This window comes from Pseudomonas sp. RIT778 (assembly GCF_019718735.1).
Lineage (GTDB): Bacteria > Pseudomonadota > Gammaproteobacteria > Pseudomonadales > Pseudomonadaceae > Aquipseudomonas > Aquipseudomonas aphyarum.
Genome location: NZ_JAIHBA010000016.1, coordinates 92449 through 104099, shown reverse-complemented (window position 1 = coordinate 104099; position 11651 = coordinate 92449). Strand labels below are relative to the sequence as shown.

General features: G+C 59.7%; 13 protein-coding genes. 5 read left to right on the top strand and 8 right to left on the bottom strand.

The window, feature by feature from the left end; genetic code table 11:
• Window positions 1–9: 9 nt before the first annotated feature.
• On the bottom strand, window positions 10–801 hold the full coding sequence (locus tag K5E37_RS12525; RefSeq protein ID WP_085606549.1) for a phosphate/phosphite/phosphonate ABC transporter substrate-binding protein: 792 nt from the start codon (window positions 799–801) through the stop codon (window positions 10–12).
• Between the two features lie 7 nt (window positions 802–808).
• The gene (locus K5E37_RS12520; RefSeq protein ID WP_221533975.1) at window positions 809–1750 is read right to left on the bottom strand and encodes a fatty acid desaturase; all 942 of its coding nucleotides are present in this window, start codon (window positions 1748–1750) and stop codon (window positions 809–811) included.
• A 350-nt stretch (window positions 1751–2100) separates the two neighbouring features.
• Between K5E37_RS12520 and K5E37_RS12515 the strand changes: the two genes are divergently transcribed.
• Window positions 2101–2517 carry a GNAT family N-acetyltransferase gene (locus K5E37_RS12515; protein ID WP_221533974.1) on the top strand — a complete coding sequence of 139 codons (417 nt, stop codon included), beginning with the start codon at window positions 2101–2103 and terminating at the stop codon, window positions 2515–2517.
• Between the two features lie 97 nt (window positions 2518–2614).
• Here the strand turns inward: K5E37_RS12515 and def are convergent, their stop codons facing one another.
• From def to K5E37_RS12500, 3 genes are all read right to left on the bottom strand, one after another.
• On the bottom strand, window positions 2615–3154 hold the full coding sequence (gene def / locus K5E37_RS12510; RefSeq protein ID WP_007951144.1) for a peptide deformylase: 540 nt from the start codon (window positions 3152–3154) through the stop codon (window positions 2615–2617).
• Window positions 3155–3156: 2 nt separating this feature from the next.
• Entirely contained in the window at window positions 3157–4107 is a 951-nt protein-coding gene (locus tag K5E37_RS12505) for a YihY/virulence factor BrkB family protein (RefSeq protein WP_085606556.1), read from the bottom strand.
• A 177-nt stretch (window positions 4108–4284) separates the two neighbouring features.
• On the bottom strand, window positions 4285–4476 hold the full coding sequence (locus tag K5E37_RS12500) for a CsbD family protein (protein WP_102687273.1): 192 nt from the start codon (window positions 4474–4476) through the stop codon (window positions 4285–4287).
• A 197-nt stretch (window positions 4477–4673) separates the two neighbouring features.
• Between K5E37_RS12500 and K5E37_RS12495 the strand changes: the two genes are divergently transcribed.
• Window positions 4674–5051, top strand: coding sequence for a hypothetical protein (locus K5E37_RS12495; protein ID WP_007951149.1), 378 nt, complete (start codon window positions 4674–4676; stop codon window positions 5049–5051).
• A gap of 168 nt (window positions 5052–5219) precedes the next feature.
• Here K5E37_RS12495 and fadD1 read toward each other — a convergent pair whose 3' ends face one another.
• Window positions 5220–6917 carry a long-chain-fatty-acid--CoA ligase FadD1 gene (gene fadD1 / locus K5E37_RS12490; RefSeq protein ID WP_085606558.1) on the bottom strand — a complete coding sequence of 566 codons (1698 nt, stop codon included), beginning with the start codon at window positions 6915–6917 and terminating at the stop codon, window positions 5220–5222.
• Window positions 6918–7262: 345 nt separating this feature from the next.
• On the bottom strand, window positions 7263–8951 hold the full coding sequence (fadD2, locus tag K5E37_RS12485; RefSeq protein ID WP_007951151.1) for a long-chain-fatty-acid--CoA ligase FadD2: 1689 nt from the start codon (window positions 8949–8951) through the stop codon (window positions 7263–7265).
• A gap of 247 nt (window positions 8952–9198) precedes the next feature.
• Between fadD2 and K5E37_RS12480 the strand changes: the two genes are divergently transcribed.
• Entirely contained in the window at window positions 9199–10143 is a 945-nt protein-coding gene (locus tag K5E37_RS12480; RefSeq protein ID WP_221533973.1) for an alpha/beta hydrolase, read from the top strand.
• Window positions 10144–10185: 42 nt separating this feature from the next.
• The gene (locus tag K5E37_RS12475; RefSeq protein WP_003227420.1) at window positions 10186–10656 is read left to right on the top strand and encodes a MaoC family dehydratase; all 471 of its coding nucleotides are present in this window, start codon (window positions 10186–10188) and stop codon (window positions 10654–10656) included.
• Window positions 10657–10725: 69 nt separating this feature from the next.
• Here K5E37_RS12475 and K5E37_RS12470 read toward each other — a convergent pair whose 3' ends face one another.
• Complete coding sequence (locus K5E37_RS12470) at window positions 10726–11193, bottom strand: PA2169 family four-helix-bundle protein (RefSeq protein ID WP_007951153.1); 468 nt, start codon at window positions 11191–11193, stop codon at window positions 10726–10728.
• Between the two features lie 205 nt (window positions 11194–11398).
• On the opposite strand from K5E37_RS12470, the gene K5E37_RS12465 reads away from it, so the two are divergent.
• Window positions 11399–11635 carry a DUF3820 family protein gene (locus K5E37_RS12465; RefSeq protein ID WP_003213031.1) on the top strand — a complete coding sequence of 79 codons (237 nt, stop codon included), beginning with the start codon at window positions 11399–11401 and terminating at the stop codon, window positions 11633–11635.
• Window positions 11636–11651: the final 16 nt, after the last annotated feature.

Here is an 11651-nt window from a genome sequence, read left to right as displayed (position 1 = left end):
TAGAAACCACTAACGTAAGCGGCCATAACCCAGCTCTTCGGCCTCACGCTGATAATCCAGCAGGACGAGGTAATCGCTTTCGCTGACGGGCAGGACCTCGGGCAAACCGAGGATGCGGGCCACGTCCGGCAAGTCTTGAAGGCTGCGGTTCATGGCCCGGCGCAGGTGTTCAATCTGCTCGTCCGTCGTGCCGGCTGCGGTGATAAAGGGCAAGGTCGGGCTGAACGCACTGCGCGCCACAACCCGCAACCCGCTGACCTCTACGGCGGCGTACTGCGCCAGGTACGCAAAGGTCACGCTGTCGACGGCCGCCAGATCGGCGCGGTCTTCGCGCAACCAGCGCAGGCTCTCGCGGTGACCGCCACTGATGCCGACCGAAGCGAAAAACTGACCGTCCCGGTGCAATGGGGCCAGACGCTGACGAAACAGGTTCATGCCGCTGTTGGAATCTTCGCTGTTGATCACCCCGTGGCTGTCGAAGAACTCCGCCAGACTGCGGCGCGGATCATCGGCGCGGGCAAGGATCAGGCTGCAATGGTTACCGGCGCTGGCGTCGGGCAATTCGTAGCGCGGACGGCCGACAATCCTGACCTGCCCACGCAGCGCGGTCATCAACGGATAGCCGCAGGTCTGGGTCAGCAGCAACTCAGGCGAACGCCAGAGTTCGAGCAGCGACAGGCCGTCGGCATCGAGCCGCGAACGGCCGAGGTGTTCGAGGATCCGCGCCAGCCACTGCTCGTTCGCCGCGCGGATCGGCTCGGGGGCGATGTACATCAACAGCTCTGCGTAACCTGACGTCATGGTGGCCTCAAATAAACGGATGCTGCGGGCTGTCGATCGGCTTGATGCCGTGCTGGCGCCACAATTGCCCATAACCTTGCACCAGAAATCCGCCGCTGCGCGCCACCCATTGCTCCCGGCGCATGCGGTAGGCCTCGGGCAAGTCGTACCACGAAAGCTTCGGCAAATCGTGATGCACCAGATGGAAATTCAGGTTCAGGAACAACCAGCGCCACGGCCATCCGGCTTCGTTGAGCACCGTGCGCTGCTCCGGTTGCGTGTGCGGCCGGTGTTCATAGTAAGAGCGAACCATCGCAATCGACAGCGCCGGCACGCTGATCAGAAACAGGTAATGCCAGATCGGCAACACGCTGTAGCGGGCGATGAAAAACAGCATCAGCACGGTCAGGGCGCCGTGGGTCAGCCACATCAGCCAGGCCTGACGCTCGCCGTTTTTCAGACGTTGCAACTCTTCACCGGCCAGCGCCAGCAACGCCAGCGGCGCGCCAAGAATGAAGCGGCCCAATACGGTCTTGTTCAGCCAGTGCAGGCTACGCTCGAACAGCGAACTGCTCTGCCAGCGTTCGGCACTCAGGTAACGGCTTTCGGGATCGACGCCGGGAATCGTCAGGTCTTCGTCGCGATGGTGCTGCAAATGGCTGTCGCGATAGAGCGTGTACGGATACCACACCGCGAATGGCGCATAGCCGAGGACTTTGTTGACGAAGGTCCAGCGCGTCGGATGACCGTGGAGTAATTCGTGCTGCACCGACAGCCACAGCACCAGCAACGGAATCAGCAGCAGCGTGCTCCACCAGACGCCGAGCCGTTCGCTGCCCAGCACAATCGCGAACCAGCCGCCGTACACGCCGATCAGCAGCAGCCAGGTCGGCCACTCGGTGCGGGCGGTGAAGCGCTGGCGCAGGGTTTCGATCTGTTGGCGATGGGCATCGTCGAAATAATGGGGCATGGCGTGGCTCGGAACGAAGGTCTGATCGTTCTGTGCAACACCAACGGGAAATCTTGCAGATTATTTTTGCGGGGTTTTCAAGGACGCTGATTTCAAGGACAAGGCGGGAGCCCGAATCCGGGCTCCCGAACGGCGTGATTAATGGCCAAAAATATCGACTTTCTTCGCCCTTTTTTCGTGGCGTTTCTCGATGGCGGTCTTGGCCGGTTTCTTCTTCGCGGCTTTCTTCGAATCCATACCTTTGGACATGATGCGTACTCCAATCAGAGGGGATGTGAGATCAGGTATACACCTATCCCGGCGGGCACGTTGTTTTATAATCCGCGGCTTTTGCACCGGCAGTCCGATTCATGACCGACATCCGTTTCAGCCAGCTCGACGACCTGTCCTGGCCCCTGATGAACAAGTTCTACCGCCAGCATCAATCGTCAATGAAAGCGGTGCGCGAGGCGCAATTGTGGGTGGCGCGGCGGGAGGAAATCGTGGCGGCATTGTGTCTGCGGCCGGTGTTCGGCGGGCATTGGCTGACCGGGCTGTTTGTTGATCCGGCGTGCCGAGAGCAAGGCATCGCTGCGCAGTTGATTGCCGAAGCGGTGAAGAGCGTCGAGGCGCCGGTGTGGTTGTTCTGCCACCCGGACTTGCGTGGTTTCTACGAGCGACGCGGATTCACCTTCGACCCCGCCCTGCCCCAGGCGATGGCCGAGCGCTTGAGCCGTTATGCGCGGAGCAAACCGATGATTGCCATGGAGCTTTTTGAACGCCGGTGATCCCCTGTGGGAGCGAGCTTGCTCGCGAATGCGGTCCATCAGCTGCGAATAAATTGACTGACATTGCGCTATCGCGAGCAAGCTCGCTCCCACAGGTTCAGTCGTCAGCGTTGGGATCGAGGTCCGGAAACATCACCTCGGTGAAACCGAACTTGCTGAAATCGGTAATGCGCGACGGGTACAGGCGCCCAATCAGGTGATCGCACTCATGCTGCACCACCCGCGCATGGAACCCCGAGGCCACACGCACAATCGGCTCGCCCTTGGGGTCGACGCCTTCGTAGCGGATCTGCTGGTAGCGATCCACCGCGCCCCGCAGGCCGGGCACCGACAGGCAACCTTCGAAGCCCTCTTCCATCAGCGGGCTGAGCGGCGTGATCAGCGGGTTGATCAGGATCGTCTGCGGCACCGCTTCGGCGTCCGGGTAACGCTCGCTGTGCTCGAAGCCGAAGATCACCAGTTGCAGATCAACGCCGATCTGCGGCGCGGCCAGGCCGACGCCGCCGACGCTTTCCATGGTCTGGAACATGTCGTCGATCAGTTGCCACAGTTCCGGGCTGTCGAGCATTTCGGCGGGCACTGGCGGAGCGATGCGCAGCAGGCGTTCGTCGCCCATCTTCAGGATTTCACGGATCATGATCAGGCTTCGTCAGTGTTCGGCTTGAGCGAGTGATCGCGCCCGAGGCCGGAAACGTGTTGTTTGGGATGTTCATCGAGTTCGCCGGGGACCTTCTCGCCCGGATCCTTGCCCTCGCTGGACATGTGTTCGATCACCGCATTCATCTCTGCGCCGAGCAACAACACGGCGGCGGAAATGTAGAAATACAGCAACAGCACGATGATCGCACCGATGCTGCCATACATGGCGTTGTAGTTGGCGAAGGTCTTGACGTAGAACGCGAACCCCAGGGACGCGATGATCCACACCACCACCGCCAGCACCGAGCCCGGGGTGATGAAGCGGAACTCCTGTTTGACGTCGGGCATCACGTAATAGATCAGCGCCACGGCCACCATCATCAGGATCACGATCACTGGCCAGCGGGCGATGGTCCACAAGGTGACGATGACTTCTTCCAGCCCGACCTGCGCGGCGATCCAGCCCATCACCTGCGGGCCGAGCACCATCAGCGCCGCGGCCACCAGCAACATGCCAGCGATGCCGACGGTGTAGATGATCGACAGCGGGAAGCGCTTCCACAGGGGCCGGCCCTCGACCACGTCGTAGGCGGCGTTCATCGCGCTCATCATCAGGCGCACACCGGCGGACGCGGTGTACAGGGCGATGACGATACCCACCGAAAGTAGGCCGCCCTTGGACTGCTGCAGTTGATCGATCACCGGGTTGACCTGTTCCAGCGCCTGGGGCGGCAACACCAGCTCCGATTGCAGGCGCAGCCAGGAGAAGAAGTCCGGCAGGTGCAGGAAACCGATCAGGGCAATCAGAAACAGAATGAACGGGAACAGCGAGAACAGCATCTGGTAGGCCAGTGCCGAGGCATAGGTCGACATCTCGTCGTCGACGAATTCAGTGACCGTGCGCACCATCACCCGGTGCAGGGGCAGACCTTTCATGTCCGGAAAAATCATTCGCGTCTCCTTTCGCCGCAAAACAGGTTGAAGTCGTGGCGACTCAGGGGCCGTTTTTCTCTCATCAAAGTAGCTTACTTGGCGACTTTGAAACACTGTGATCCGTGACCGCATATGAACGGGACACGAAAACGGCCATCCTTGGATGGCCGCTTCGTTGTTTCGTTCAAGGCTCTATCAAGCCTTGTCGACGCCTTTCTTGACCGCGTCCTTGGCTTTGCCCACCGCTTGCTGGGCCTCGCCTTTCTTCTCTTGCACTTTACCTTCGGCCTGCAGTTTGGTGTTGTCGGTGGCTTTGCCGACACCTTGCTTGATGTTGCCGACGGCTTCGTTGGCCATGCCTTTCACTTTATCGCTCGTGCTACCCATGGTGATTCTCCTTGGAACATTAACGGGGAAAGTCAGTACGTAATGATTGACTGGCCCGGTTTGCGCCAAGTTTCATTTATTTTCACGGCTTCATTTCGTCGCGACGTGCAGGTTGGGCTTTATGTTTGCGACCGTACCCCCGAGAATGCCCACCATAAGGGCGCCACGCGCCACAGAACCGATCCCGCAGGAATGTTATGAAACTCGATAAAAAGCAGGCCATCGCCCGTCGCAACCAGGAACTGGGCGGTGCCGTGCTCGGCACCAACAACTGCCACTTCGCCGAACTGAACCGCAACCGCAACATCTGGTGGTTCGACTTGCCGGTGTCGCGCCTGGCGATCGGTCAGTACGAGTGGATTCACCTGTTGATGCACACCCCGGCCACCGACGAACTGCTGCACCTGAAAGTGCCGACCGTGTTCCTGCGCGAAAAACTCGAAGGCCTGGTGATCCGTAACGAAGGCAAGCGCAAGGCTGCCCTGAGCCTGGAACTGAGCGCCGACAAGGACTCGTACCTGCAGGACATGCGCCCGGCGGGCACCAATGTGAACTTCGCGCCGTTCCGCCAATAAGACACTCACGCTGATCGTTCCCACGCTCTGCGTGGGAATGCCGCCCCGGACGCTCCGCGTCCAGCACGGCAGGGACGCAGAGCGTCCCGGGATGCGTTACCACGCAGAGCGTGGGAACGATCAAGCGGTAAACCAACAAAAAGCCCCGCATCTGCGGGGCTTTTTGTTTTACGCGGCGCTTTTCGCCTTGATCTTCTTCAGCTCTTCGTCGCGCAGTTCGCGGCGCAGGATCTTGCCGACGTTGGTGGTCGGCAGCGCATCGCGGAACTCCACTGAACGCGGCACCTTGTAGCCGGTGACGTTGGCGCGCATGTGCTCCATCACCTGTTCCTTGGTCAGGGTGACGCCCGGTTTGGCGACGATGAAGATCTTGATCGCCTCGCCGGATTTCTCGTCCGGAATGCCGATGGCCGCGCACTGCAACACGCCCGGCAGGGCCGCCAGCACGTCTTCCAGTTCGTTCGGGTAGACGTTGAAACCGGAGACCAGAATCATGTCTTTCTTGCGATCGACGATGCGCATGTAGCCGTCCGGCTGGATCAGCGCGATGTCACCGGTTTTCAGCCAGCCTTCGCTGTCGAGCATTTCGTCGGTGGCTTCCTGACGCTGCCAGTAGCCCTTCATCACTTGCGGGCCCTTGACGCACAGTTCGCCGATTTCGCCCAGCGGCTGCTCGACACCGGCATCGTCGATGACTTTGCACAGGGTCGACGGCACCGGAATGCCGATGGTGCCGATCTGGATGTTCTGGATCGGGTTGACCGTGGCCACCGGGCTGGTTTCGGTCATGCCGTAACCTTCGCAGATCGGGCAACCGGTGACCGCTTTCCAGCGCTCGGCTGCTGCCAGTTGCAGGGCCATGCCGCCGGACAGGGTGACTTTCAGCGCCGAGAAATCCAGCTTGCGGAAACCTTCGTTGTTGCACAGGGCCACGAACAGCGTGTTGAGGCCGACGAAGCCGCTGAACTTCCACTTCGACAGTTCCTTGACCATCGCCGGCAGGTCGCGCGGGTTGCTGATCAGGATGTTGTGGTTGCCGATCAGCATCATCGCCATGCAATGAAAGGTGAACGCATAGATGTGGTACAGCGGCAGCGGGGTGATCAGGATCTCGCAACCTTCATTGAGGTTGGAGCCCATCAGCGCCTTGCACTGCAGCATGTTGGCAACGAGGTTGCGATGGGTGAGCATCGCGCCCTTGGCTACGCCGGTGGTGCCGCCGGTGTATTGCAGCACCGCAACATCGCCGCTGTCCGGGTTGGCTTCGGCGACCGGCTGACCCTGGCCCTTGCTCAGCACGTCGTTGAACTTGACGGCTTTTGGCAGGTGATAGGCCGGAACCATTTTTTTCACGTACTTGATGACGCTGTTGATCAGCAGGCGCTTGATCGGCGGCAGCAGGTCGGCGACTTCGGTGACGATGACGTGTTTGACGCCGGTTTTCGGCACCACGGCTTCGGCCAGGTGCGCCATGTTCGCCAGGCACACCAGCGCCTTGGCACCGGAGTCGTTGAATTGGTGTTCCATTTCCCGCGCGGTGTACAGCGGGTTGGTGTTGACCACGATCAGCCCGGCGCGAATGGCACCGAAGACGGCGACCGGGTACTGCAACACGTTGGGCAGTTGCACGGCGATTCGATCACCGGGCTGCAAATCGGTATGCTGTTGCAGATAAGCGGCAAACGCACCGGACAATTCGTACAGTTCACCGTAAGTGATGGTCTTGCCCAGGTTGCTGAACGCCGGTTTGTCGGCGAAGCGTTGGCAGGATTGCTTCAACACTGCCTGAATATTCGGGTACTCGTCTGGATTGATGTCGGCAGCAATTCCAGCGGGGTACTTATCCTTCCAAAAGTCTTCGATCATGGAAGCCCACTCCTCAGCAACGCGAATTCAGCACCGCATTTGATGCGATTATTATTGGTGTTTGTTTATTGGTGAGTCTGGCTTTTTACAAGGCCGAGAAGTCACAAAGCGCGCCGAGAGTAGCAGCTTTGCCAAGGGTCGACTAGAGCCAAAAGCGGCCCCTACAGTCATTTTCATGACTCAAGAACTACTGGCAGTCATTTTAGAGCAAAAATCCTATAACACCTTGAAAGTCCCGGTTTTCAGGGTCTGTAAACAAAAAATCGCGAGCAGGCTCGCTCCCACAGGATCATCGATGACCCTGTGGGAGCGAGCCTGCTCGCGATTGCGCGAAGCGCAGTTCTTTTAAGCGATGTCGCGCAACTCTCTGCGCAGGATTTTCCCGACAGGCGTCATCGGCAACGACTCACGCAGCACGATGTGTTTCGGCACCTTGTACGCCGTGAAATTCTCTTTGCAGTAAGCCTTCAGCTCTTCCAGGCTCACGCCGGTTTCCCGCGCCACCACAAACAGCTTCACCGCTTCCCCGGAACGCTCGTCCGGCACACCGATCACCGCGCAGTTGGCGACTTTCGGGTGAGCCATCACCACGTCTTCGATTTCGTTCGGGTACACGTTGAAACCGGAGACGATGATCATGTCCTTCTTGCGATCGACGATGCGTACGAAACCGTCCGGATCGATCACCGCGATGTCGCCGGACTTGAACCAGCCCTCGGCATCCAGCACCTCGGCCGTCGCCTCGGGTTTCTGCCAGTAGCCCTTCATGATCTGCGGGCCCTTGATGCACAGCTCGCCACGCTCACCCAGAGGCTGTTCGACGCCGTCGTCATTGATGACTTTCAACCGGGTGCCCGGTACCGGCAGGCCGACCGTGCCGATCCGCGACAGCTCGCCGTACGGGTTGGTGCAGGCCACCGGCGAGGTTTCGGTCAGGCCGTAGCCTTCGGTGATGCGGCAACCGGTGATCTGCTCCCAGCGCTCGGCGGTGGCCTTGACCAGCGCGGTGCCGCCGGAGTTGGTGAGCTTGAGCGTAGAGAAATCCAGAGTCTTGAAGTCCGGATGATCCATCAGCGCGACAAATAGCGTGTTGAGCCCCAGCAGCGCCGAGAACTTCCAGTTCTTCAGCTCCTTGATGAAGCCGCCGATGTCACGCGGGTTGGTGATCAATACGTTGTGGTTGCCCGACACCATCATGCACATGCAATTCGCGGTGAAGGCATATATGTGGTACAGCGGCAGCGGCGCGATCATCACCTCCTGCCCTTCGCGCAGCAGCGGCTGGCCGTCGCTGCCGAACTGACCGAGACAGGCGCGAACCTGCTGCATGTTCGCCACCAGATTGCCGTGGGTGAGCATCGCGCCCTTGGCCAGGCCGGTGGTGCCGCCGGTGTATTGCAGTACGGCGATGTCGTCCAGGCCGACCTTCAACGGCTTGATGCCCAGGCCCCGGCCCATGCGCAGCGCACTCTTGAAGGAAATCGCCTGGGGCAGCGAATAAGCCGGGACCATTTTCTTCACTTTGCTGACCACGGTGTTGACCAGCCAGCCTTTGGCGGTTGGCATCAGGTCGCCCATCTTCGCTTCGATCAGATACTGGATGTCAGTGTCCGGCAGCACTTCCTGGACCTTCTGGCCGAACATGTTCAGGTACACCAGCGCCCGGGCGCCGGAATCCTTGAACTGGTGACGCATCTCCCGCGCGGTGTACAGCGGGTTGGTGTTGACCACGATCAGCCCGGCACGCAACGCACCGAACACGGCAATCGGATAATGCAGGACGTTGGGCATCTGCACCGCGATGCGATCCCCCGGCACCAGATCGGTGTGGGCTTGCAGATAACCGGCGAACGCGGCGCTCTGGCGCTCCAGCTCGGCGTAGGTCAGGGTCACGCCCATGTTGCTGAACGCCGGGCGATCAGCGAATTTCTTGCAGGAACGCTCGAACACCTCGATCACCGACTTGAATTCACCCGCGTCGATGTCCAGGGGTACGCCCGCCGGGCGTTTGTCATTCCAGAAATCAGGTTGCATTGTTCTTGTCCTCTTTACCTGAGCCGATCCGGGGCCGCTTCGCTGTCATTTCTTTCTGTCCCTGAAAAAGCCGAGAGCAAAAAGCGGGGCTTCACGGACACTAGCAGCTATGGTCAATCAGGCAAATATGGGCAAGGTCGTCATTGATCGTGTGAATCTTCCTGCCGTGGCGTGAGCTGATCGGACGCGCTATACAATGCAACCTCTGCAAGACGCTTCAGCAAAACAGGCCGCAAAAGGAATCGCCATGATCCACGACACCTTCTGGCTGGACGCGAGTGACCGCAGCCGCCTCTACGTCAACCTGTGGCTGCCGAACGCGCCGCTGAAGGCGGTGATTCTGCTGGCCCACGGCATGGCAGAACACAGTGCCCGCTATGCAAGGCTGGCAGAAGCATTCTGTGCTGAAGGCTACGGCGTGTACGCGCCCGACCAGCGCGGCCATGGCAAAACCGCCGATCATGGGACGCTGGGGCATTTCGCCGATGACGATGGCTGGTGCAAGGTGGTCGGTGATCTGGCCAGCCTCAACCAGCACATCGGCCAGCGCCATCCGGGGGTGCCGATCGTGCTGCTCGGGCACAGCATGGGCAGCTACATCGCCCAGGCTTATCTGCTGCATCACAGCGCCAGCCTGCATGGCGCGATTCTCAGTGGCTCGAATTTCCAGCCGGTTGCGCTGTATCGCGCGGCCCGGCAGATCGCCCGGTTTGAAAAGCTGCGCCAGGGCGCCAAGGGTCGCAGCGCACTGATCGAGTGGCTGTCGTTCGGCTCGTTCAACAATAAATTCAAACCGGCGCGCACCGCGTTTGACTGGCTGAGTCGCGACCCGGCCGAGGTCGACAAGTACGCCACCGACCCGCTGTGTGGCTTTCGCTGCACCAATCAACTGTGGATCGACCTGCTCGGCGGGTTGCAGCAAATCAGCAAAGCGTCCAATCTCGCCCAGATCGATCCGGGCCTGCCGCTGCTGGTGATCGGCGGCGAATGTGATCCGGTGAGCGAAGGCAAGCGTCTGACTGATCTGGCCAACGCCTTGCGCGCGGCCGGCAGCCAGAACCTGCAACTGAAGATCTACCCGCAGGCGCGGCACGAATTGTTCAACGAGAGCAACCGCGACGAAGTGACCGCCGATGTGCTGGTCTGGATCGACCAGGCCCTGAGCCATCGCCGGCCGCACCGCAGCGAATAATTTTTTGTGGATTCATTTCATCCGTCACAGGAATTCAGACCCATGACCCAGGTTACCAACATCCCTTACGAAGCCCTCGAAGTGGGCCAGACCGCGAGCTACAGCAAGACTGTCGAGGAACGCGACATTCAGCTGTTCGCCGCGATGTCCGGCGACCACAACCCGGTGCACCTGGACGCCGAGTTCGCCGCCGCCAGCATGTTCAAGGAACGCATCGCCCACGGCATGTTCAGCGGCGCGCTGATCAGTGCCGCAGTAGCCTGCGAGCTGCCTGGGCCGGGCACTATTTATATCGGCCAGCAGATGAGTTTCCAGAAGCCGGTGAAGATCGGCGACACCCTGACCGTGCGCCTGGAAATCCTCGAGAAACTGCCGAAATTCCGCGTGCGCATCGCCACTCGCGTATTCAACCAGCGCGATGAGCTGGTGGTGGACGGCGAGGCCGAGATTTTGGCGCCGCGCAAGCAACAGACCGTTACCCTGCCGACGTTGCCGGCCATCAGCATCGGCTGATCGTCCTCGGTTAAATCCGGACACAAAAAAACGCCAGACTAGCTGGCGTTTTTTGTGGGCTTCGAACGCTTACGAGCGTGCGCGAGCCTGGTTACGCAGCGCTTTCACCTGATCATGATTGCGTTGCACGCCGTGGTACTGGCGTTCGACCAGATCACGAATGCCGACCAGGTTGTGCTTGTTGATCTTCTCGATCGCTTCACGATAAGCCTTCAGGGCATGGTCTTCACCGCGCTCGGCTTCGTTGAGCACCGCTTCTTCGTCCTTGCCGGTGAACATCGCTTTGACGTCGACCCAACGACGGTGCAGATCACCGCTGACACTGGTCGAAGTTTCCGGATCGCCACCCATCGAACGCACGGCAGCTTGCAGCTCGGCCGCAGCGGTTGCGCAATCGGCGGAGCGTTTCACGAACAGGGTTTTCAGCTCTGGATGCTTGATGTCTTCAGCGCAGGTCTTGAAGCCTTCCTGACCGTCCTTGCTGGTTTCGATCAGGTCGTTGAGGACGGAGATGGCTTCTTTATTCATGTCAGTCATTTTTCAATTCCTTGCGTGGGTGAAAGATGCAAGGAGTGTTGCAGTGGTCGTGCCAGCTTCCAGCAAAGAATTTAATCTTTGATTTTCAATAACTTACAAATACAACGAGAATCTGTATGCCTGTTATTTGCATGATCTGTCATTTGGCCTGCATGCAGAATGCCTGTATTTTCCGAAGTGTTTTCAAAGCCAGACGATTCCAACGATGAACCCTGAAAAGCTCGAACTGCTGATCACCCGCGAAATGCCTTTCGGCAAGTACAAGGGCCGGATCATTGCCGACCTGCCGGGCCCGTACCTGAACTGGTTCGCCCGGGAAGGATTTCCCCATGGCGAACTGGGCGGCCTGTTGGCCCTGATGCAGGAAATCGATCACAACGGCCTGTCGGAACTGCTCGAACCGCTGCGCGCCAAACACGGCAAGCCTGCCCCGCGCCACTGAGGCGTCACCCTGATCC

Excerpts from the sequence above, each read along its gene's own strand:
- K5E37_RS12520 (WP_221533975.1), bottom strand. The coding sequence starts at position 1,750 with ATGCCCCATTATTTCGACGATGCCCATCGCCAACAGATCGAAACCCTG.
- K5E37_RS12480 (WP_221533973.1), top strand. The coding sequence starts at position 9,199 with ATGATCCACGACACCTTCTGGCTGGACGCGAGTGACCGCAGCCGCCTC.
- K5E37_RS12500 (WP_102687273.1), bottom strand. The coding sequence starts at position 4,476 with ATGGGTAGCACGAGCGATAAAGTGAAAGGCATGGCCAACGAAGCCGTC.
- K5E37_RS12470 (WP_007951153.1), bottom strand. The coding sequence starts at position 11,193 with ATGACTGACATGAATAAAGAAGCCATCTCCGTCCTCAACGACCTGATC.
- fadD1 (WP_085606558.1), bottom strand. The coding sequence starts at position 6,917 with ATGATCGAAGACTTTTGGAAGGATAAGTACCCCGCTGGAATTGCTGCC.
- K5E37_RS12515 (WP_221533974.1), top strand. The coding sequence starts at position 2,101 with ATGACCGACATCCGTTTCAGCCAGCTCGACGACCTGTCCTGGCCCCTG.
- fadD2 (WP_007951151.1), bottom strand. The coding sequence starts at position 8,951 with ATGCAACCTGATTTCTGGAATGACAAACGCCCGGCGGGCGTACCCCTG.
- K5E37_RS12495 (WP_007951149.1), top strand. The coding sequence starts at position 4,674 with ATGAAACTCGATAAAAAGCAGGCCATCGCCCGTCGCAACCAGGAACTG.
- K5E37_RS12475 (WP_003227420.1), top strand. The coding sequence starts at position 10,186 with ATGACCCAGGTTACCAACATCCCTTACGAAGCCCTCGAAGTGGGCCAG.
- K5E37_RS12465 (WP_003213031.1), top strand. The coding sequence starts at position 11,399 with ATGAACCCTGAAAAGCTCGAACTGCTGATCACCCGCGAAATGCCTTTC.
- K5E37_RS12525 (WP_085606549.1), bottom strand. The coding sequence starts at position 801 with ATGACGTCAGGTTACGCAGAGCTGTTGATGTACATCGCCCCCGAGCCG.
- K5E37_RS12505 (WP_085606556.1), bottom strand. The coding sequence starts at position 4,107 with ATGATTTTTCCGGACATGAAAGGTCTGCCCCTGCACCGGGTGATGGTG.
- def (WP_007951144.1), bottom strand. The coding sequence starts at position 3,154 with ATGATCCGTGAAATCCTGAAGATGGGCGACGAACGCCTGCTGCGCATC.